We start from the raw sequence: 20,626 nt of genomic DNA, 5'->3' as shown, positions 1-20,626 counted from the left end.
TTCGCAGCCTCAGCCTTTGTAGTTGCGACTCAGTCGTTTCTCTTGCTCCACCCGTTATCCCCCGCCCCGTGCTCCGTCCCGGTTGCCTCGCGCGGCGCCGGCGCTAGATAGTTGGGCCATGGCCCTCCATCTCATCAAGCTCTGCGTCGGGGCAGAATCCATCCGCGACCTCGAGGAGTGGATCGAGGAGCGCATGCGCGAGCGCCGGCGGCAGAAGCTGCCGCAGGAGCAGCTGCACACGACGCGCATGGTGCCCAAGCGCGTCGAGGAGCTTCTCGACGGCGGATCGCTCTACTGGGTCATCAAGGGACAGCTCGCCTGCCGCCAGCGGCTCGTCGCCATCCGCCCCTTCACCGATGGCGAGGGCATCTCGCGCTGCCATCTCGTCATGGAGCCGGTCGTCGTGCCGGTTTCGCCGCGGCCGTATCGCCCGTTCCAGGGCTGGCGCTATCTCACGGCCAAGGATGCGCCGCCCGACCTCGGCGACGGCAGCGCGAGCGCGGCCGAGATGCCCGAGGAGCTGCGGCGGGAACTCGCCTCCCTCGGCCTCCTGTAGGTTGCGTGCGCACCCGCACCGCTTTGGCACAGCCTTGCTGGCATCGTCGATGCATGAGGATAGCCGATGGAGGCGCTCATGCTGATCGGTGTTGCAGAAGGGGCCGCGCGGTCCTTTGAAATCGACGAGCGGGCGGAAGGCTATCTCGTGCGTCCGCGCCAGCGCGATACGGGGCAGGTCGAGATCGAGGCGGGACGCGTGTTCCGCACCGCCGTCGCCGCCTTCGCCTTCGCCGAGCGCGAGGCGCTGCTGGAGCGCTATGCCGAGGCGCGGCTCGAAAGCGGGCCCGACGGGGCCATGCCGCTCGCCCGCGACTGGCACAAGGCCGAATCCCTCTTCTTGACCATCAGCGGCAGCCTCGCGGACGAAGGCTTCGGCGCCGATCTCCTCGTGGCCTGGGCGGCTTACGAGGACGAAGAGGAGCGCCGCCGGCTGCACTGACGGCGCCGCCGCCTGCGAAACTGATTCCGGATCGTGCTGCAAATGGCTGACGGGGCACGGCTTTCGCCGTGCCCGTTCTCGTCAGACGGCGATGTTGTCGATGAGCCGCGTCGCTCCCAGCCGCGCCGCGACGAGGAGGCGCGCCGGCGCCGCAAGGTCGCTGACCGGCGCGAGCGTCTCGGCGTCGCGCAGGGCGAGGTAATCGACGGCGAAACCGGCTGCCGCAAGAGCATCCTCGCCGGCCGTCACGACGGCCCCGGCATCCTCGCCGGCGCGCAGGCGCGCTGCGCCGTCCTGCAAAGTGCGGTGCAGCGTGGGCGCGAGCGCCCGCTCCTCGTCGGACAGGTAACGGTTGCGCGAGGACAGGGCGAGCCCATCGGCCTCGCGCACGGTCGGTGCGCCGACGATCTCGGCCGAAAGGTCGAGATCGCGTGCCATGCGGGCGATGACCTTGAGCTGCTGGTAGTCCTTCTCGCCGAAGATGGCGACGTCCGGCAGGGCCTGCAGCAGCAGCTTGGCGACGACGGTGGCGACGCCGGCAAAATGGGTGGGGCGGAACGCATCCTCCAGCCCCGCAGCCGCGGGGCCGTCAAGGCTCACCGTGGTGGCGAAGCCCGGCGGATACATCTCCTCGACGAGCGGCGTATAGGCGAGCTCGGCGAGGCCCGCGAGCTTCGCGCGGTCATCGTCCAGCGTGCGGGGATACTTCGAAAAATCCTCGTTGGGGGCGAACTGGGTCGGATTGACGAAGATCGAGACGACGACCCGGTCGGCCAGCGCCCGGGCGCGCTCGACCAGCGAAAGATGGCCGACGTGCAGGGCGCCCATGGTGGGCACCAGGGCGACGCGCTCGCCCGCTCCACGCCAGGAGGCGACCGCCTCGCGCAAGCCCTTGACCGTATCGACCGTCGCGACCCTGTCCATGCCCGTCGTCCCTCCCTTGCCCGGTCTTTGCCGCCGTGCATAGCTTCTGCCTGTAGCAAAGCGAGGCTGCCCCGCCAACAATCATGTTGCAGTGCAAAGAGGCCCCGGGGGATGTCGCGCTTGCAAGGGCGCCGGTTCGTGCCACATGAAGATAAGAACGAAAGGGAGGCGGCCCGGCCATGGGTGAGGACAAGCGTGACGGCCGCGACAGGGACCTGGCGCAGCGCGGATCATCCGCGCCGGAGGCCGGCCCGTCGCGCGACGTCGATGCCTTCCTGAAAGACGCCAGGGCGGTCGCCACACCCGCCGCGCCGGCGGGGCGCCTCATCTTCGCGCTCGACGCCACCATGAGCCGGCAGCCGACCTGGGATCTCGCTTGCCGGCTGCAGGCCGAGATGTTCGACACGGCGCTCGCCGGCGGCGGCCTTGCCGTGCAGCTCGTCTATTTCCGCGGTTTCGGCGAATGCCGGGCCTCGCGCTGGGTCTCCGATGCCGGGGCGCTGACCGCGCTCATGACGCGCATCGACTGCCGCGGCGGACTGACGCAGATCGGGCGCGTCCTCACCCATGCCCGCAGCGAGGTGTCGCGCAGTGGGGCGAAGGTGCTCGTCCTCGTCGGCGACGCCGTCGAGGAGGATGCGGACGGCCTGTGCGCGCTCGCCGGTGAACTTAGCCTGCTCGGCGTGCGCATCTTCGCGTTCCAGGAGGGGCAAGACGCGGCCGTGACACAGGTCTTCAAGGAGCTTTCCCGCCTGACCGGCGGCGCCTATGCACGTTTCGACAGCGGTGCGGGCGCGACGCTCGCGGCGCTTCTGCGCGGCGCGGCGGCCTATGCCACCGGCGGCCTGCCGGCGCTGCAGCGGCTCGCCGACCGCGACGGCGGCGAGGTGAGGGGATTGCTGACCGCAATGGGTGGCAAGCGGTGATCGCACTTGCTCTTGGACTTCTCGCGCTCGTGCTCCTGTGGTGGCTCGGGCGCAGCTATGCCAATGCCGATGCCAAGGTGCTGGCGAAGGTCCTGCGCCAGGCCGGCGGCTGGGGAGCGCTCGCCGTCGCGGCCGTGCTGCTGGTGCGGGGGCGTTTCGACATGGCGCTGGGGCTTGCCGGCCTCGGCTGGTGGCTGCTCGGCCGGCCGGGGGCCGGCTATGCGAGCCCGCGCTCCTGGCCGGGTTCTTGGCCGGGCTCTTGGCCGGGATCCGGGCCCGGCTCGTCGGGCGGCGGGGCGCCCCGCGTATCGCGGGTGCGCTCGGTGATGATCGAGATGGAGCTCGACCATGCGAGCGGCGAGATGGAGGGGACGGTTCTCGCCGGCCCGCGGGAGGGCCGGGCCCTGTCGGGGCTGGGGCGGGAGGAGCTTCTCGAGCTCCACCGCGAATGCCTCGCCCGCGACATGGACGGTGCGCGCCTCCTAGAGGCTTATCTCGACCGCCGGTTTCCCGCCTGGCGTGAAGACGCTGACGGCGATGCTCACGCGCGGGGCCGCGGCGAGGCGGCTGCGGGCGCGATGACGGAAGAGGAGGCTCGTGAGGTGCTCGGCCTTCCGCCGGGGGCCGGAGAGGCCGACATTCGTCGCGCGCACCGCACGCTCATGAAGAAACTCCATCCCGACCAGGGGGGCTCGACCTATCTGGCCGCCCGTGTGAATCAGGCCAAGGACATCCTGTTGAGCCGACATCGCTGATACTCCGACCGAATGCGGCGTTTGACACTGGAAGGCTCGGGCGAGCCGTCAGGGCGGCCCGCTCGTCGTCGCGCGGCTCAGCCGCGGGTGGCGAAGCAGGAGAAGCCGCGCCGCTTGAGGGTCTTGCAGGCGGCCTGGGCGCTGTCCGGATCGAAGCCGGAGAAGCGTGCGCGGTAGAAGGTGGTGCCGTCCTTGACGAATTTCTCGGTGAAGGGCGAGGCGTTCGACAGGAGATCGCGGGACTTCTGGCGGGCGTCGCTCAGAATGTCGCGGGCGCGCGCCTCGTCGCCGGTCGCGGCGAGCTGGATCACCCAGCCGGCCGAGCGGGAGGGGGCGGCCTGCTTCACGGGCTCCTCGGACGCCTGCTTCTTCTCGAGATCGGCAATGGCGGAGACGGCAACCGGCTCGGCGGAGGCCACCTGGGTCCCGGCGCGGGGCGCCGGCTGCGAACCTGCCGACCACTGCATGGACGAGGGCGTCGCGGTCGAGCCGGAGGCCGAGGCGACGACCGGCCGGATGCTGGACAGGTCGAGCGGGGCGCCGGCCGGCTCGGGGCGCGGCGCGGGAAGCGGAATGGCGGCGGTGGTCTCCACCTCCTCGGCGCGGGCGACGGCGACCGGCGTCGGCGCACGGTCGGCGACGGCCGGCGTCTGCCGCGCACCGGCATAGGCCCGGGGCAGGTTGTCGGAGACGAGGTTGGCCATGATCTGGTCGCGCGACGCGCCGGAGCGGCCGCCGAGGACGACGGCGACCACGTGGCGGGTGCTCGTCCTGGCCGAGGTCAGGAGGTTGAAGCCGGAGGCGCGGGTGAAGCCCGTCTTGATGCCGTCCACGCCTTCGACGCGCCCGAGCAGCTTGTTGTGGTTGCCGTGGGTGCGGCCGGCGTAGGTGAAGCTGCGCTTCTCGAAATAGCCGTAGTAACGGGGGAAGCGGTCCTGGATGGCCTGGCCGAGGATGGCGAGGTCGCGCGCCGTGGAGACGTTGGCGGGCGAGGACGGCAGGCCGTGCGGGTTGTAGAAGGTGGTGCGGCTCATGCCGAGCGCGCGCGCCTTGCGCGTCATGAGCTGGGCGAAGGCGCGCTCGGAGCCGCCGATGTTCTCGGCCACCACCATGGCGACGTCGTTGGCCGACTTCGTCACCATGGCCAGGATGGCGTTCTCCACCGAGATGCTGGAGCCGGCTTTCAGGCCAAGCTTCGAGGGCGCCTGCGCGGCGGCGTTCGCGGAGACCCTGAGGGGCGTGTCGAGGCGCACCCGCCCGGCCTCGAGCTGCTCGAACAGCAGATAGAGCGTCATCACCTTGGTGATGGATGCGGGGATGCGCGGGGCGTCGGCATTGACGGCGTGCAGCGTCTTGCCGCTCTTCACGTCGACGACGATGGCCGCATACGGCGGGTTGTATCCACCCGAAGCCTTCTTCTTGGCCATGGCCGGAGCCGTTGGCACGAGGCTGAGCGACGCGGCAAGCCCGACTGTTCCCAGCACGGCGCCCCAACGCCGCCACCGGGTCGATACGCAACCCATGTTCATTTGTCCGTCCCCGACATCAGACGCCTGAATTGTCCTTCTGCGCCGGATCTTTCGAGCCAGTCACCGGCGCGCCACTGTCAACGACGCTAAGTCGACGCGGTTACGGATGCGTTAAACCGGGCGCCTGCGGGTCATGTTGCAATGCAACAAATGGCGTTGACAGCCATTGTGCGTTGCACATATATATAGCGCACCGGCTTTAGTCAGGCGGTTTTTTGGTCATGCCGGACGTGTCTCCGGCCAGCTCAGGGGCGGCGTCTCGCGGCGCCGAAGAGGACATGTTCGCTCAGTTCGACGATCTGCAGAAACTCGGCAAGGAACAGATGGACGTCGCCATGAAGACGTTCGGCGCCGTCTCCAAGGGTGCCCAGGCGATCGCCGTCGAGGTTGCCGACTATTCGAAGAAGAGCTTCGAGCAGGGCAGCGCCACGGTCGAGAAGCTCGCCGGCGCCAAGACGCTCGACAAGGCCTTCGAGATCCAGTCCGCCTATCTCAAGAGCGCCTACGAGGGTCTCGTCGCCCAGACGAGCAAGATCGGTGAGCTCTATGCCGACCTCGCCAAGGAAGCGGTGAAGCCCTACGAGGGTCTCTACGCCCGCGCGCAGACGGTCGCGACCACCGGCAAGTGATACCGGCGGCGGCTCGCGCCGCCGATCGATTTATCCTCCCGCCTCAAGGCCCGGCCCCGTGCCGGGCCTTTTTTCGTGCCGTTTGCCCTTTTTCGCGCCTGTCTCCCCTCGCTGGGGCGGCGGCGGAGGCGTTGCTGCCGCCGTCGTTGTTTTTTGATCCGCGCGCGGCGCCGGACGCACTGGCGAAGCATCCCGCCGGGCATTAGATTAGTCGGGGCGCGCCGTCCGGGCGCGCGCGAGAGCGGGCCAAGCGCGAGATCATTTGCGGATACGATGCCGACAGGGACTGGGAAGCTGGACGAGCGGGCCGTGGGGCCGACGACGGGCATGACGGAGCGCCGGCGTGGCGGATTGCGTCCCTCGCAAGGGAACGAAGGTCCGGGTTCGGCGCTTCTTACGAAAACCAAGCCGCGGACCAAGCGGCCCAACATGTATCGCGTGCTGCTGCTCAACGACGATTACACGCCGATGGAGTTCGTGGTGCACGTGCTGGAGCGCTTCTTCAACAAGGCCCGGGAGGACGCCACCCGGATCATGCTGCACGTGCATCAGAACGGCGTCGGGGAATGCGGCATCTTCACCTATGAGGTTGCCGAGACCAAAGTCACCCAGGTGATGGATTTCGCACGGCAGCACCAGCACCCGCTGCAATGCGTGATGGAAAAGAAATAGGGGAGAGACCCTTTTGCCCACCTTCTCCCGCAGTCTCGAACAGGCGCTTCACAGGGCCCTGGCCTTCGCCAACGAGCGCCACCACGAGTACGCGACGCTCGAGCACCTGCTGCTCGCCCTGGTCGATGACCAGGATGCGGCGGCGGTGATGCGCGCGTGCAATGTCGATCTCGAGATGCTGCGCCGCAATCTCGTCGAATATGTCGATACCGAGCTGACCAACCTCGTCGCCGACGGGCGCGAGGAATCGAAGCCGACGGCCGGGTTCCAGCGCGTCATCCAGCGCGCCGTCATCCACGTGCAGTCCTCGGGCCGGGAGGAGGTGACGGGCGCGAACGTGCTCGTCGCCATCTTCGCCGAGCGCGAGAGCCACGCGGCCTATTTCCTGCAAGAGCAGGACATGACGCGCTACGACGCCGTCAACTACATCAGCCACGGCATCGCCAAGCGCGCCGGGCTGTCGGAAACCCGCGCGCCGCGCGGCTCCGACGAGGAGAGCGAGGGGCGCTCGTCGAGCACCGACGAGGCCGAGGGCCAGCGCAAGAAGAAGGGCGATGCCCTCGAGGCCTATTGCGTCAACCTCAACAAGAAGGCCCGCGAGGGGCGCATCGACCCGCTCATCGGCCGTGAGGGCGAGATCCAGCGCACCATCCAGGTGCTGTGCCGCCGGCACAAGAACAACCCGCTGCTCGTCGGCGATCCCGGCGTCGGCAAGACGGCCATCGCCGAGGGGCTCGCCCGCAAGATCGTGTTGGGCGAGGTGCCGGAGGTGCTGGCCGACGCGACGGTCTTCGCCCTCGACATGGGCACGCTGCTCGCCGGCACGCGCTACCGCGGCGACTTCGAGGAGCGCCTCAAGCAGGTGATGAAGGAGATCGAGCAGCATCCCGACGCGATCCTCTTCATCGACGAGATCCACACGGTGATCGGCGCCGGGGCGACCTCCGGCGGCGCGATGGATGCGTCGAACCTGCTGAAGCCCGCGCTCGCCTCCGGCACGCTGCGCTGCATCGGCTCGACCACCTACAAGGAGTACCGCCAGTACTTCGAGAAGGACCGGGCCCTGGTGCGCCGCTTCCAGAAGATCGACGTCAACGAGCCGAGCGTCCCGGACACCATCGCCATCCTCAAGGGGCTGAAGCCCTATTTCGAGGAGTTCCACAAGCTGCGCTACACCAACGACGCCATCAAGGCGGCGGTGGAGCTGTCGAGCCGCTACATCCACGACCGCAAGCTGCCGGACAAGGCGATCGACGTCATCGACGAGACCGGCGCCTCGCAGATGCTGCTGCCCGAGAGCCGGCGCAAGAAGACGATCGGCGTCAAGGAGATCGAGACGACCATCGCCACCATGGCGCGCATCCCGCCCAAGACGGTGTCGAAGGACGATGCCGAGGTTCTGCAGAACCTCGAGGAGACGCTGAAGCGCGTCGTCTACGGGCAGGAGCGCCCCATCGAGGCGCTGTCGGCCTCGATCAAGCTCGCCCGCGCTGGGCTGCGCGATGCCGAGAAGCCGATCGGCTGCTATCTCTTCGCCGGCCCGACCGGCGTCGGCAAGACGGAGGTGGCGCGCCAGCTGGCGGCGACGCTCGGCGTCGAGCTGCTGCGCTTCGACATGTCGGAGTACATGGAGCGGCACACCGTCTCGCGGCTCATCGGCGCACCGCCCGGCTATGTGGGCTTCGACCAGGGCGGGCTCCTGACCGACGGCGTCGACCAGCATCCGCACTGCGTGCTGCTGCTCGATGAGATCGAGAAGGCCCATCCCGACCTGTTCAACATCCTGTTGCAGGTCATGGACCACGGCAAGCTGACGGACCACAACGGCAAGCAGGTCGATTTCCGCAACGTCATCCTCATCATGACGACGAATGCCGGCGCCGCCGACCTCGCCCGGCCGGCCTACGGCTTCACGCGCACCAAGCGCGAGGGAGACGACCAGGAGGCCGTCAACCGCCTCTTCGCGCCGGAGTTCCGCAACCGCCTCGACGCGATCATCTCCTTCGGCCATCTGCCGAAGGAGGTGGTGGCGAAGGTCGTGGACAAGTTCGTCCTGCAGCTCGAGGCGCAGCTCGCCGACCGCAACGTCACCATCGAGCTGAGCGACGAGGCGCGCGAGTGGCTGGTCGACAACGGCTATGACGAGGCGCTGGGGGCCCGGCCCATGGCGCGGCTCATCCAGACGACGATCAAGACCCCGCTGGCCGACGAGGTGCTGTTCGGGCGGCTGAAGAACGGCGGCGCCGTGCGCGTCGTCGTCATCACCGACGAGACAGGTACGCGCAGCCTCGGCTTCGAATATCCGGAAGGGCCGGTGACGCCGAAGCCCGAGAAGGACGTGGCCGATGCCGCCAAGCGCCGCAAGGTGAAGCGGGGCTCGACAAAGCCGGCCCGAAAGGTGCAGAAAGGCCGCAAGTCGGGCGGTGGTGAGACCGGCGGGCGGGGCGGCAAGGGCGGCCTGCCGGCGCCGGTCAGCACCGTGCCCAAGGTCCCGCTCGTCAGGGGTTGAAGGTGGCAAGCTGGTTTCAGCGTAGACGGGAGCGCCGGCGTCGCCGCCAGCGCACCGAAGAAGTGATGTCCTGGTTCTTCCTGCCGATCATCGTGCTGATCAGCTTCTTCCTCGGCTCGCTCGTCTGGGACCAGGTCAGCGATCCCGCACAGGCCCTGATCAGGGCCGTGGCGAGCGGCGACCTCCTGCGCTGATGCCTTTCGCCTGAAGCCGCGTCAGGCGGCGCGCACATCCTCCAGGAAGGCCGAGATCGCGCGCTCGATCGTTTCCGTCTGGTCCGCCAGGCGGTCGGCGAGGGCGTCCACGTCGCGCGCGGCCGTGCGGGTCGCCTCGGCGGCCTCGGCGACACCCTTCATGGCACCTGCGCCGTTGGCGGCCTCGCCCGAGGCGCGATCGACGTTGTCGGCAAGCGCGCGCACGACCCTTTCCTGCTCACGCACGGCGTCCGACACCGTCCCCGCCATCGTGGCCATCTCCACGATGATCGCGTTGACATGGCCGATGGCGTCCACCGCCGTGTCGGACACGGCCTGGATGGCGGCGATCTGGCTGCGGATCTCCTCGGTCGCGGACGCGGTCTGGCTGGCCAGGGTCTTCACCTCCGAGGCGACGACGGCGAACCCCTTGCCGGCTTCGCCGGCCCGGGCCGCCTCGATCGTCGCGTTGAGGGCGAGCAGGTTCGTCTGGTTGGCGATGGCGAGGATCAGCTTCACCACCTCGCCGATGCGGTCGGCGGCCGTGGCGAGGTTCTGGACGGTCTCCACGGTCTCGGCGACCTCGTCGCGGGCGCGCCCGGCGACGGTGGTCGAGCGGGCCGCCTCCTCGGTGATGCGGTCGATCGATTCGGCGAGCGTGCCCGTCGCCGTGGCGGCCGACGACACGTTGTCGGAGGCGACCGCGACCGCGCCGTCGGCCTCGGTGATGCGCCCCGCCGCCTCGCGCGCGGTGGCGTCGAGCGCATCCGAGGCCGTCCTCAGCTCGGCCGCGGCACTGCGCACCTCGACGAGGCCGGCCTTCGCCGTGGCCTCGAAGCGGGCGATCATCGCCTCGATCTGGGCGGCGCGCTCGTCGCGCCGTGCCTGCTCCTCCGCCTCGCGCGCGGTGAGGGCGTCGCGCTCCAGCGCATTGTCGCGGAAAACGGCGACCGCCGCCGCCATGCGGGCGATCTCGTTGCGCCCTGGCACGGCAGGGATGGCGATGCCGGTATCGCCCGCAGCGAGGCGCTGCATGGTCATCGCCAGGCCGTTGAGCGGGCGGCTGATGCTGCGGCCGATGAGCCAGGACAGGGCGAAGCCGATCACCGCCGAGGCGGCGATCGTCGCGAGGACGACATTGGTCGTCGCGTCTGCGATGCGCTGGAGGCGCTGCGTCGCGGCGGCCGATCCGCTCACCGCCGTCTGCACGATGGCGGCGACGGCCGGGTCGATGACATCGGTGGAGAGGGCGAGCTGATCGCCGACGCGCACGAAGAGATCGTGCTTCTCCTGCCAGCCGTCCACCTTCGCCCGGTAGGTCTTGAGACCGCCCTCGAGGCCCGTGCGCAGCTCGGGCGTCAGAGTCTCGGCACGGGCGACGAGGCGCTCGACCCGGCCGAGGGCGACCTCGACCCGGCCGCGCTCGGTGTCGCCGCCCGTCAGCAGGTATTCACGCTCGGTTCGGCGCAACTGGTCGAAGGCGACGATCAGCCGGTTGAGCTCGGGGTCGGGATTGTCGCGCGCGAATTCAGCGAGCGCCTGCTCCATCGCCTTGGCGGCGGCCTGGATGTCGCCGCCAAGCCCGCTGTCCGGGCTCGTGCCGAGATCGTTCACGAGCCCGGCGACGGTGCTGAAGGAGGTCTCGATGGCGGTGAGCGCCTTGCCGAGCTCGTCGATGCTGGCGGAAAGGTCGCCGGCCATGGGCCGGGAACGCAGGGCGGTCAGCGCTTCGGTCGCCTGGCGGGCCTCGTCGTCGAACTTGCGCGCCACGACATCGGTGCGGACGCGCAGGTAATCCTTCACGTCGCCCTCGACCCGCAGCGTCGCGGCGCGGAACAGCTCGGCGGCGTGGGCAAGGTCGGCGTAGGCGTCCTTTTCGGCGAGCGCCGCCGCGATCTGCTTATTGCTCGCGGTATAGATCGTCCCGATCGCGGCAAAGCCGACGAGGGCCACGAGGCTGAGGGCGGCAATCCGCATGCGGATCGAAAAGCTGTGGAGCCAGTTCCGGGACAGCACGCGTCACCTCGTCGAAAGGTCGGCACACGGGGCGATGCCGCCATCCTCGAACGGCAAGCTGACGTGGGGCTTGTCTCGAAGCGGAAAGGCGGCCGCTGCTGGACAGCGCCCGCCTTTCCTTCGGTCATCGTGTCAAGCGTCAGGCGAGCCTGGCGATGGCCTTGCGGATACGCTCGGCGTGGGCCTTCAACGTCTCGGGCGGTGCCATTTCGCCGGTGTGCGGCCTGAGGGGCACGTCCTTCCAGCGCGGCAGGATGTGGACGTGGATGTGGAAGACGACCTGGCCGCCGGCGCTCTCGTTGAACTGCTGGATGGTGAGGCCCTCCGCGTCCATGCCGGCCTTCACCGCCCGCGCCACCTTCTGCACGCCGACGGCGAGGCGGCCGAGATCCTCGGCGGGAATGTCGAAGATGTTGCGGGCCTCGACCTTCGGGATGACGAGCACGTGGCCGTCGGCCCGGGGCATGATGTCCATGAAGGCAAGCGTGTGCTCGTCCTCGTAGACGCGCTCGCACGGCAGCTCGCCGCGCAGGATCTTGGCGAAGATGTTGTTCGGATCGTAGCTGCTCATGCCATCCTCATGGGTCACCGACGGGCAAGGTTTGGCGAGCGGGGCTCCCGCCGTCAAGCGCCGGGCGCGCGTGCCCCCTGGCCTTCGTGCCGGTAGGGCAGCTCCTCGGCGAGGGCCTCCATCTCCGCTTCGATGGCGACGCGCTCGCGCGCCAGATAGTCGGCCACGGCCCGGCGCAGGCCGGGATGACCGATGTCGTGGGCGGAATAGGTGAGGGCGGGCTTGTAGCCGCGGGCGAGCTTGTGCTCGCCCTGCGCCCCGGCCTCCACGCGGGCGAGGCCGCGGCGGATGGCGAAGTCCATGGCCTGGTAATAGCAGAGCTCGAAGTGCAGGAAGGGGTGATGCTCGATGGCGCCCCAGTTGCGGCCGTAGAGGGTGTTGGCGCCGATGAAGTTGAGCGCCCCGGCGATGTAGCGGCCGCCCCGCCGGGCCATGACGAGGAGGATCCTGTCCGCCATGCGCTCCCCGACGAGGGAGAAGAAGGCGCGCGGCAGGTAGGGCCGGCCCCATTTGCGCGAGCCGGTGTCCTGGTAGAAGTCGAAGAAGGCGTCCCAGTGGGCTTCCGCGATGTCGCTGCCCGTGAGCGGCTCGACGGTGATGCCGGGGCCGAGCGCATCGCGCCGCTCGCGGCGGATCGCCTTGCGCTTGCGGGCGGAAAGGGCACCGAGAAAATCGTCAAACGAATGATAGCCCTCGTTGGGCCAGTGGAACTGCCGGTCGGTGCGCAGGAGGAAGCCCTCTTCACCAAGGAAGCGCCATTCCTCCTGCGGCAGGAAGGTCACGTGCGCGGACGAGGCATCGATCTCGCGCCGCAGAGCCCTGAGGCCGGCGACGAGGCCGTGGCGCGCGGTGTCAGCGCCGGGGCCGGGCCGCGCGAGGAGGCGCCGGCCGGTCGCCGGCGTGAAGGGCACGGACAGCTGGAGCTTCGGGTAATATTGCCCGCCGGCGCGCTCGAAGGCATCGGCCCAGCCGTGATCGAAGACATATTCGCCGAGCGAGTGCGACTTGCCGTAGCAGGGCGCCACGGCCCGCACGGCGCCGTCCGGCCCTTCGACCGCGAGGTGAAGCGGCGTCCAGCCCGTGCGCCCGCCGACCGCGCCGGATTCCTCGAGGGCGGAGAGGAAAGCGTGCGAAATGAAGGGGTTATGTGAATCGTGCTGAGAAGCCGATTCAAGGACGGCGATGCCGCTTCCGGCGCAGGTCCGGTCCTCGTCGGGGGCTCGAAAAGACGAGTCGCGGGAATCGGTTGCCGGTGCTGCTTGAGCTGCCGGTTGAGGTTCCCGTGCGGCACCCTGCGGGTTGGCGCAGGCGTCCCAGTCCGCAGCGGCGATGGCGGAGATCGAGGGAGCGACGCGGACGGTGAGGCCCGCGTCGTCGTCGGCTTTCGTCGTCATCGGCTGCGGCGGCTCGCGGATGGGGTCATGCCGCTAAGTTATGTGCGCCAGCCGCCGGCCGGTAGGGCCTCAGGGCACGAAACCCTCGAAGATCATCTGGTCGGCGTATTTCATGGCCGTTTCCCGGTCCTCGGGCGTGCGCACGGTCCAGGTCAGCACGGGCATGCCGAAATAGCGCACCATGTTGGGGGCGGCGTGCGGCAGGTCCTTCACGTGCCATGCGATGAAGTCGGGCCGCGAGCGCTCCATGTGCAGCAGGTGGCCGAGGCTCTTCTGCATGGCGGCCGGCAGGCGCGCCCATTCGCCGTGGTCGTAGTTGGCCTCCGCCGTGATGCCCCGCGGGCGTCCCGGCGCGAGCTCGGCGAGCGCCTCGACGATGGCCGGATCGAAGGACATGAGCGCGATCGGGTCGTCCCGGCCGGCGACCACCTCCGCGACGCGCCGCGTCAGGGCGAGGTTGCCGTCGAAGCCGCTCTTGATCTCGACGACCACGGGCACGCGGCCCCCGATGAGGTCGAGAAACGCGCCGAGCGTCGGGATGCGGTCGTCGCTGTCGTGGAAGGCGATGCCCGCGAGGGCGGCCACCGTGCGGGCATCGATGCGTCCGCTCTCGCCGGTGAGGCGGTCGAGCGTGAAATCGTGGAACACGACGGCCTCGCCGTCGGCCGTGAGCTGCACGTCGCATTCGATGGCAAAGCCGCGCGCGACGGCGGCGAGGGCCGCGCCGGGCGTGTTCTCGAGCACGCGGTTGGCGGCCACGTGCAGCCCACGGTGCGCCACGGGCTGCGCCGTGAGCCAGGAGGGAGCGGGCATGCGTCTGACCTCAGGCGACTTCGAAGATGGCCTCGACCTCGACGCAGGCGTCGAGCGGCAGTTCGGCGACGCCGATCGTGGAACGGGCGTGGCGGCCGGCTTCCCCCAGCACCTCGACCATGAAATCGGAGGCGCCGTTCATCACCCCGGCGAGGCCGGCGAAATCGGGCGTCGCGTTGATGAAGCCGCCGAGGCGCACGCAGCGCGTGATCTGCGACAGGTCGCCGAGCGCGGCGCGGGCCTGGGCGAGCAGGTTGATGGCGCACAGCCGCGCCGCCTCCTTGCCGGTCTCGGGCGAAACGCCGGCGCCGAGCTTGCCCTTGTGGGTGTCGGCGAGCTTGCCGTCGAGGCCGAGGCAGAGCTGGCCGGAGATGACGAGGAGATTGCCCGTGCGCACATAGGGCAGGTAGTTCGCGACGGGAGCCGCCGGCGTCGGCAGCGTGATGCCGAGTTCGGCGAGGAGGGCGTCGATGGTGCTCATCATCTGTCTCCGCATATGGATCCGTCACCCGGTCGGGCGATGACCGGGCAAGGTTGTTGCCGATCCGCCCCCCTGTCGCAAGTCTTGTGTGGGCAAGTCTCGTGTGGGCAAGTCTGATGTGGGCAAGTGCCGCGCCGGGCGCCGTCTTCCGCACACGATCCCGATGATGCCGCATTCGCGGCCTCTGTTGCCTTGACCGGCAGGGGCTTGCAGCCGTCTAATCAGAACGGTGCGACAGAACGACGTCGAAGAGACGCGGCAGTGGAGAGTTTCATGAAGGTTTGTCTCGGCACGCTGCTGGCCGTCGGCTTGAGCCTGGGGCCTGCCACGGCCGCCACGACGGCGATGCCGCTTGCGCCGCACCGCGTCGTCTATGACCTCACCTTGCTGGGGAGCAAGGGATCGCGCGGCGTGGAGGCTGCCCGCGGGCGCGTCGCCTTCTCCTTCACCGGCAACACCTGCGAGGGCTATGCCCTGACCTATCGCCAGGTGACGGTGCTCGAGGGGGTGACATCGGCCAGCGCACGTCCGACCTGCGCACGACGACCTTCGAGGACGGCAAGGGGGCGAGCTTCACCTTCAAGACCGAATCGACCTTCAGCGGCACGCCGGCCAAGCTCGTCGACGGCCAGGCGGAGCGCGAGGCGGCGGATGGCCTCGTGGTGCGCACCCGGGCCCCGAAACGCGACCGCTTCTCGCTCGACGGCGAGGTGATCTTCCCGACCGAACACCTGAGGCGCATCATCGCCGCTGCCAAAGCCGGCAATTCACTGATCGAGGCGCGGGTGTTCGACGGCTCCGACGACGGCCGGCAGATCTACGACACGCTCGCCATCATCGGCCGGCCGAAAGGGGCCGACACCGTCGCGGGCCTCGAGGAGGCGGCGCGCCAGGACGCGCTGAAGGACATGCCGCGCTGGCCGGTGAAGATCAGTTACTTCACCAAGGAGGGGGAGGGGGAGCGCACGCCGCGCTACCAGCTCTCCTTCGAGCTCTACGAGAACGGCATCAGCCGCGACCTCGTGCTCGACTATGGCGACTTCTCCCTCAAGGGTGAGATGAAGACCCTCGAAGTGCTCGAAACGCACCCCTGCCAGGTGCCCTAGGCCCATCCAGATGGCCGGCCGGCTGAGGCAGTGGGCGCGCGTCATCAAGAGGGACGTGCATGCGCTCTATCTCGCCAGCCGTGATCCGCGCGTGCCCTGGTATGCCAAGGTGCTCGCCCTCCTCGTCGCGGGCTACGCGCTGTCGCCCATCGACCTCATCCCGGACTTCATCCCGGTTCTGGGCTATCTCGACGACGTCATCCTCGTGCCGCTCGGCGTCCTCGCCGTCGTGAAGCTGATCCCGCCGGAGCTCATGGCCGAGCACCGGGAACTGGCGGCCGCGGCCCAGGAGCGCCCGGTGAGCCGCGCCGCGGCGGCCGTCATCGCCTGCCTGTGGATCGCATCCGTGGCGCTGGTGGTCTGGCTGGTGTGGCGTTAGCCCCATCCGCCGAAGGGGGGCCCGTCCGGCACCGCCGAGACGCATCAGCGCCGGCTGTCGCCCTTCTTGTCCGCCGGCCTGCCGGTTTCGGCGGCAAAGCCGATGCCGCGCACGACGGCGGCCTTGCCGAAGCGCTCGCGCAGGCTGTCCACCGCCTTCTCCATGCGGGCAAGGCGCACCGATTCCGTGTCGGCGAGGTCGCCGACATCAGCGAGGGCGGCATCGCACAGGTCCGTGGCGCCGATGCCGATGAGGCGGAAGGCGGTGCCGTCGCACTCGCTCGTCAGCATGGGCGCCGCGATGTCGAAGAGCCGGCGGGCGAGCTGGGTCGGCGCGATGCCGGAGCGCGAGCGCGTCCTGGTGCGGAAGTCCGCGGTCTTGAGCTTCAGCGTCACGCTGCGCCCGGCGAAGCCGGCCTTCTTCAGCCTGAGCGACAGCTTCTCCGACAGGCGCCAGAGGATCGGCGCCAGCGTCTCCACATCCCTGATGTCGCGGTCGAAGGTCGTTTCGGCGGAGATGCTCTTGGTCTCGCGCACCGGGTCGACCTTGCGCGTGTCGATGCCGTGGGCGAGGCGGTGCAGCCTCAGGCCGTCCTTGCCGACGAGGGCGACGATCTCGCCCGCGTCCCGGGCCCGGACGTCGTCGATGGTCCTGAGGCCGGCGCGTGCCAGGCGCTCCTGGGTCGCCGCCCCGATGCCGTAGATGATGGACACCGGCTTGCCGGCGAGGAAGGGCGCGACATCCGCCTCGCCGATGATGGAGAAGCCGCGCGGCTTGTCGAGGTCCGACGCGATCTTGGCGAGGAACTTGTTGACCGACAGGCCGACGGAGATGGTGATGCCGAGCTCGTCCTCCACGCGCCGGGCGAAACGCGCGAGCGTGACGGCCGGGGTCGCCTTGTGCAGGCGCTCGGTGCCCGTGAGGTCGAGGAAGGCCTCGTCGATCGACAATGGCTCGACGAGCGGCGTCATCTCCAGCATCAGGCGGCGCACCTCGCGCCCGACGCGGACGTATTTCTCCATGTCGGGCTTGATCACCACCGCGTCGGGGCAGGCCTGCAGCGCCTTGAACATGGGCATCGCGGAGCGCACGCCGTAGGTGCGGGCGATGTAGCAGGCGGTCGAGACGACGCCGCGCTTGCCGCCGCCGATGATGACCGGCTTGTCGCGCAGCTCCGGCGCGTCGCGCTTCTCGATGGTGGCGTAGAAGGCGTCGCAGTCGACATGGGCGATGGAGAGCCGGTCGCGCTCGGGATGGGCGATGACGCGCGGGCTGCCGCAGGCGGGGCAGCGCGGGCGCGGCGGCGCCGTGGCGCTGAGGCAGTCGCGGCAGAAGATGTTCGGCGCGCCGGCCATGGTTTCATGTTTCCGTGCCCGCCCGAATCCGGCGGGAGAGCATCATCCATCGGCCCTGGGCCGTCGGCAATCGGCACCAGCCTGCCGCTGCCTCACAGCCCGCTGCCCGGGTCCGGATCGAGGACGGCCCTGGCGAGCGCGACGTGCTCGGGGCGAGATTGTTGTTGGCGGCAAAGGCGAGCAGCAGCGATTCGTCCGCGAGCAGGTGGTCGAGGACCGAGACGAGAAAGCGCGGCTCGGTCGCTGCCGCACGAATGTTCTCGGGACCGAGGCCGGTGAGGGCGAGGAAGCGCCCCAGCCGCTCGGGATCGGCCGCCAGGAAGGAAAGGGCGGTGATGGCGCAGTTTTCCGCTTGCGCTGCGGACAATGACTTGTTCGGCCGCATTTCGTGGATCAGATTTGCCATTCATCAACGGGTGGGCTGCTATCTCTAGCATCGATCTTACAGGGAAGTGAGAGCCCGCCTGTCCATCGCGGATGGAGCGGGCCCGCCGCGCAAGAGGCGTCGCATATGCCGAAGACCGTTCTCATCGTCGAAGACAACGACCTGAACATGAAGCTGTTCAGCGACCTCCTCGAGGCCCACGGCTATGCGACGCTGAAGACCGCAAGCGGCGTCGAGGCGATGGAAATCGCACGCGCGCACCGGCCGGACCTCATCCTCATGGACATCCAGCTGCCCGAGGTCTCCGGCCTCGAGGTGACGAAATGGCTGAAGCAGGACGAGGAGCTCAAGGCGATCCCCGTCATCGCCGTCACGGCCTTCGCCATGAAGGGCGACGAGGAGCGCATCCGGGAGGGCGGCTGCGAGGCCTATCTCTCCAAGCCGATCTCGGTGGCCAAATTTCTCGAAACCGTTAGAAACTATCTCGACGCTGCCTGAGACGAGCCACATCGCCCCATGTCCGCCCGGATCCTCGTAGTTGACGACACGCCGACGAATGTGAAGCTGCTCGAGGCGCGGCTGACGGCGGAATATTTCGAGGTCCTCACCGCTTCGAGCGGGCCGCAGGCCCTGGCGCTCTGCGCCGAGAACCTGTGCGACATCATCCTGCTCGACGTCATGATGCCGGGCATGGACGGGCTGGAGGTCTGCCGCCGGCTCAAGCACGATCCGGCGACGGCCCATATCCCCGTCGTCATGGTGACGGCGCTCGACGAGCCGAGCGACCGCCTGCGCGGCCTCGAGGCCGGGGCCGACGACTTCCTGACGAAGCCGGTCGACGACCTCGCCCTCATCGCGCGCGTGCGCAGCCTCGTGCGCCTGAAGACCCTCACCGACGAATTGCGCAACCGCGTGCTGGCCTCGCGCGGGCTCGGCATCGTCGACGACCCCTTGGCGGGGGCGACGCTCGAGACGGGACGCGACGCGCAGGTTCTCGTGGTCGAGGATCGGCCGGAGACGGCGGCCCGGATGCAGGCGGCACTCGCCGTCGATCATGCCGTCTGCGTCGTCGAAACGCCGGCGGAGGCGCTCGCGCGGGTGGCGGAGGAGGATTTCGACGTCTTCATCGTCAGCCTCGGCCTGGCCGGGGCGGACGGGCTGCGGCTGTGCAGCAACCTGCGGGCCATGGAGCGTTCTCGCAACGCGGTCGTGCTGATGGTGGCGGACGAGAGCCAGCGCCCCGCCATCCTGCGCGGGCTCGACATCGGCGTGCACGACTATCTGCTGCGGCCGGTGGAGCACAGCGAGCTCGTGGCGCGCGTGCGCACCCAGGTGCGCCGCAAGCGCTATGCCGACAGCCTGCGGGCCAGCGTGCAGGCATCGCTCGCCCTTGCGGTGCTCGATCCGCTGACGGGCCTCTACAATCGCCGTTATCTCGACGGGAAGCTGCGCACCACCTTCACCCAGGCGCGGGAGAGCGGCGACAGCCTGTCGCTGCTGCTGCTCGACATCGACCGGTTCAAGCTGATCAACGACGGCTTCGGCCACGACGTCGGCGACGAGGTCCTGCGCGAATTCGCCCGGCGCGTGCAGACCCACACCCGCGGCATCGACACGGTCTGCCGCTTCGGAGGCGAGGAGATCGTCGTCATCGTGCCGGGAACGCCGCTCGAGGTCGCCGAGGCGGTCGCCGAGCGGGTCCGGATGCGTGTCGAGGGGGAGCCCTTCGTCGTGCAGCGGGGCAGGGCCGCGCTCGACGTGACCGTCTCCATCGGTGTCGCCAGCCTTCTGCCCGGCGACGGCTCGATACAGGCGCTCTTCAAGCGGGCCGACATGGCGCTCTACCGGGCGAAGGCGGCAGGCCGCAACTGCGTGGTGGCGGCCGCGGGGGAGGCGGCGGCGTGGGGCGCCTAACGGCGCGCTTAACCGTGCGCGCAGGTTTGCACCCGTTGTGCCATTTCCGCGATTGCATTCTGGCGCTGCGGATGTAGGTTGTCGGCATGCGAGGCCGCTGGCCCGCAGCAAGTTTCCCTACGGATGCTCAGGTCCGCCGCATCTCCTGGGTCCCGTGGGGTTCGGCCGGCACGGAAGCGGTTACGTGGCCTCCTCGAACCCGCTTCCGGCCGGCCACCTCATTGTTCTGACAGTGCATCCCGATTCTCCGGCCGTGCCGGCCGGAATCAAAAAGGCGCCCATTGGGCGCCTTTTTTGCAGGATCGCGCTATCGCGGGCCGGTGGGCTTATCCGCCTCCGGCCGCCGATCCCGCCGAGCTCACTTGATCTTGTGTTCCTTGAACTCGACGTGCTTGCGCGCGACCGGGTCGTACTTCTTGATGGCGAACTTGTCGGTCATCGTGCGCGTGTTCTTCGTCGTCACGTAGAAATAGCCCGTGTCGGCGGTCGAGACGAGCTTGATCTTGATCGTCGTAGCCTTGGCCATGGCGGCACCTCTTCAGGCGGGGCTGCTGTGGCAAGCCCGTCGCGAAAAACCAAAAGGGCCGGAGTCGCCCGGCCGTTCGGCTCGGGAGATGCAGCATTCCGCGGCGGAAGTCAAGGCTGCCGGCTGCCGCAAACGACCGGACCGGCGGCATGGCCGCCGGTCCTCCCTCGCGTTACCGATACCCCTTGCCAGCGCTGTTGGAGCGTCGGCTATGGCTTCCAGCCGATGCGTCAGTCCGTCGCTTCGAGAACGCGCACCACCCGACGGGTCGAGGGTTCGACCACGAGAATCTCATTCTCGGTGGTCACGTACTCGTAGTCGCGCAGACCCGGTGCCGTCTCGATGATCTCAGGTGAGAAGTCGTGGAGTACGACGTCCGGCGGCAATTCGGCGCCGACCGTGACTTCGCGCTCGAGAACGACCGGCGCCGGGCGACGCTCGATGACGTAGCGGCGAACGACCGTCTCCTGTTCCGGCGCGATCTCGATCGTCGGCCCGGGCGTCTCGATCACGGTTGTCTGCGCCATGGCTCCTGTCATGCCCGCAGCAAG

Annotated in this window: 22 protein-coding genes and 1 pseudogene; 12 read left to right on the top strand and 11 right to left on the bottom strand. The window is 69.0% G+C overall.

The genetic code is table 11. The features are described from left to right. Positions 1-118 precede the first annotated feature (118 nt). Entirely contained in the window at positions 119-556 is a 438-nt protein-coding gene (locus AL346_RS20020) for a DUF1489 family protein (protein WP_019403517.1), read from the top strand. A gap of 78 nt (positions 557-634) precedes the next feature. Continuing rightward, the gene (locus AL346_RS20015; RefSeq protein ID WP_156332813.1) at positions 635-997 is read left to right on the top strand and encodes a hypothetical protein; all 363 of its coding nucleotides are present in this window, start codon (positions 635-637) and stop codon (positions 995-997) included. Between the two features lie 81 nt (positions 998-1,078). Here AL346_RS20015 and panC read toward each other — a convergent pair whose 3' ends face one another. Further along, positions 1,079-1,921, bottom strand: coding sequence for a pantoate--beta-alanine ligase (panC, locus tag AL346_RS20010; protein WP_019403515.1), 843 nt, complete (start codon positions 1,919-1,921; stop codon positions 1,079-1,081). 179 nt (positions 1,922-2,100) lie between these two features. Between panC and AL346_RS20005 the strand changes: the two genes are divergently transcribed. Further along, positions 2,101-2,847, top strand: coding sequence for a vWA domain-containing protein (locus AL346_RS20005; protein ID WP_019403514.1), 747 nt, complete (start codon positions 2,101-2,103; stop codon positions 2,845-2,847). Beyond that, positions 2,844-3,602, top strand: coding sequence for a DnaJ domain-containing protein (locus AL346_RS20000; protein WP_019403513.1), 759 nt, complete (start codon positions 2,844-2,846; stop codon positions 3,600-3,602). The genes AL346_RS20005 and AL346_RS20000 overlap by 4 nt, the downstream gene beginning before the upstream one ends. Positions 3,603-3,679: 77 nt before the next feature. On the opposite strand, the gene AL346_RS19995 is transcribed toward AL346_RS20000, so the two are convergent. Beyond that, a complete protein-coding gene (locus tag AL346_RS19995; RefSeq protein WP_053194094.1) occupies positions 3,680-5,125 on the bottom strand; it encodes a D-alanyl-D-alanine carboxypeptidase in 1,446 nt (481 codons plus the stop codon). 284 nt (positions 5,126-5,409) lie between these two features. On the opposite strand from AL346_RS19995, the gene AL346_RS19990 reads away from it, so the two are divergent. The 4 genes from AL346_RS19990 (at position 5,410) to AL346_RS25860 (ending at position 9,135) form a co-directional block, all read left to right on the top strand. Next, complete coding sequence (locus AL346_RS19990; protein WP_019401558.1) at positions 5,410-5,760, top strand: phasin family protein; 351 nt, start codon at positions 5,410-5,412, stop codon at positions 5,758-5,760. A gap of 327 nt (positions 5,761-6,087) precedes the next feature. Next, positions 6,088-6,432 carry an ATP-dependent Clp protease adapter ClpS gene (gene clpS, locus AL346_RS19985; RefSeq protein ID WP_050996698.1) on the top strand — a complete coding sequence of 115 codons (345 nt, stop codon included), beginning with the start codon at positions 6,088-6,090 and terminating at the stop codon, positions 6,430-6,432. 13 nt (positions 6,433-6,445) lie between these two features. Beyond that, positions 6,446-8,941: an ATP-dependent Clp protease ATP-binding subunit ClpA gene (gene clpA, locus AL346_RS19980; protein WP_019403527.1), complete on the top strand. Its 2,496-nt coding sequence runs from the start codon at positions 6,446-6,448 to the stop codon at positions 8,939-8,941. 65 nt (positions 8,942-9,006) lie between these two features. Further along, positions 9,007-9,135, top strand: a complete 129-nt coding sequence (locus tag AL346_RS25860) for a hypothetical protein (RefSeq protein WP_019403528.1) — start codon at positions 9,007-9,009, stop codon at positions 9,133-9,135. A 21-nt stretch (positions 9,136-9,156) separates the two neighbouring features. Here the strand turns inward: AL346_RS25860 and AL346_RS19975 are convergent, their stop codons facing one another. The 5 genes from AL346_RS19975 to AL346_RS19955 all read right to left on the bottom strand — a co-directional run bounded on the left by AL346_RS19975 (position 9,157) and on the right by AL346_RS19955 (position 14,410). Further along, entirely contained in the window at positions 9,157-11,151 is a 1,995-nt protein-coding gene (locus tag AL346_RS19975; protein WP_019403529.1) for a methyl-accepting chemotaxis protein, read from the bottom strand. A gap of 139 nt (positions 11,152-11,290) precedes the next feature. Continuing rightward, positions 11,291-11,722 (bottom strand): HIT family protein, encoded by a 432-nt coding sequence (locus tag AL346_RS19970; protein ID WP_019403530.1) that lies wholly within the window; start codon positions 11,720-11,722, stop codon positions 11,291-11,293. A gap of 53 nt (positions 11,723-11,775) precedes the next feature. Continuing rightward, on the bottom strand, positions 11,776-13,116 hold the full coding sequence (locus tag AL346_RS19965) for a GNAT family N-acetyltransferase (RefSeq protein WP_019403531.1): 1,341 nt from the start codon (positions 13,114-13,116) through the stop codon (positions 11,776-11,778). Positions 13,117-13,185: 69 nt separating this feature from the next. Next, a complete protein-coding gene (locus AL346_RS19960) occupies positions 13,186-13,929 on the bottom strand; it encodes a glycerophosphodiester phosphodiesterase family protein (protein WP_053193976.1) in 744 nt (247 codons plus the stop codon). A gap of 10 nt (positions 13,930-13,939) precedes the next feature. Continuing rightward, positions 13,940-14,410 carry a RidA family protein gene (locus AL346_RS19955; protein ID WP_026015364.1) on the bottom strand — a complete coding sequence of 157 codons (471 nt, stop codon included), beginning with the start codon at positions 14,408-14,410 and terminating at the stop codon, positions 13,940-13,942. A gap of 273 nt (positions 14,411-14,683) precedes the next feature. On the opposite strand from AL346_RS19955, the pseudogene AL346_RS19950 reads away from it, so the two are divergent. After that, positions 14,684-15,516, top strand: a pseudogene (locus AL346_RS19950) (cell envelope integrity EipB family protein). 10 nt (positions 15,517-15,526) lie between these two features. Then, positions 15,527-15,895, top strand: a complete 369-nt coding sequence (locus tag AL346_RS19945; protein ID WP_019403535.1) for a YkvA family protein — start codon at positions 15,527-15,529, stop codon at positions 15,893-15,895. 44 nt (positions 15,896-15,939) lie between these two features. Here the strand turns inward: AL346_RS19945 and AL346_RS19940 are convergent, their stop codons facing one another. Together AL346_RS19940 and AL346_RS24830 are read right to left on the bottom strand one after the other, a co-directional pair. Further along, positions 15,940-17,250, bottom strand: a complete 1,311-nt coding sequence (locus AL346_RS19940; protein ID WP_019403536.1) for a DNA polymerase IV — start codon at positions 17,248-17,250, stop codon at positions 15,940-15,942. Between the two features lie 4 nt (positions 17,251-17,254). Beyond that, positions 17,255-17,617, bottom strand: a complete 363-nt coding sequence (locus tag AL346_RS24830) for a DUF3572 domain-containing protein (RefSeq protein ID WP_245303214.1) — start codon at positions 17,615-17,617, stop codon at positions 17,255-17,257. 144 nt (positions 17,618-17,761) lie between these two features. Here AL346_RS24830 and AL346_RS19930 point away from each other — a divergent pair, with 144 nt between their 5' ends. Both AL346_RS19930 and AL346_RS19925 read left to right on the top strand, forming a co-directional pair. Next, complete coding sequence (locus AL346_RS19930) at positions 17,762-18,133, top strand: response regulator (protein WP_019403538.1); 372 nt, start codon at positions 17,762-17,764, stop codon at positions 18,131-18,133. Positions 18,134-18,151: 18 nt separating this feature from the next. After that, on the top strand, positions 18,152-19,549 hold the full coding sequence (locus tag AL346_RS19925) for a PleD family two-component system response regulator (protein ID WP_019403539.1): 1,398 nt from the start codon (positions 18,152-18,154) through the stop codon (positions 19,547-19,549). Positions 19,550-19,907: 358 nt separating this feature from the next. Here the strand turns inward: AL346_RS19925 and rpmG are convergent, their stop codons facing one another. Then, entirely contained in the window at positions 19,908-20,075 is a 168-nt protein-coding gene (gene rpmG, locus AL346_RS19920; protein WP_019403540.1) for a 50S ribosomal protein L33, read from the bottom strand. Positions 20,076-20,305: 230 nt separating this feature from the next. Next, the gene (locus tag AL346_RS19915) at positions 20,306-20,602 is read right to left on the bottom strand and encodes a DUF1236 domain-containing protein (protein ID WP_019403541.1); all 297 of its coding nucleotides are present in this window, start codon (positions 20,600-20,602) and stop codon (positions 20,306-20,308) included. Between the last annotated feature and the right edge of the window lie 24 nt (positions 20,603-20,626).

Origin of the sequence: Chelatococcus sp. CO-6, from assembly GCF_001271345.1 — a bacterium.
GTDB lineage: Bacteria > Pseudomonadota > Alphaproteobacteria > Rhizobiales > Beijerinckiaceae > Chelatococcus_A > Chelatococcus_A caeni.
The sequence above is the reverse complement of the archived record's forward strand: the minus strand, read 5'-3'. Positions and strand labels throughout refer to the sequence as shown.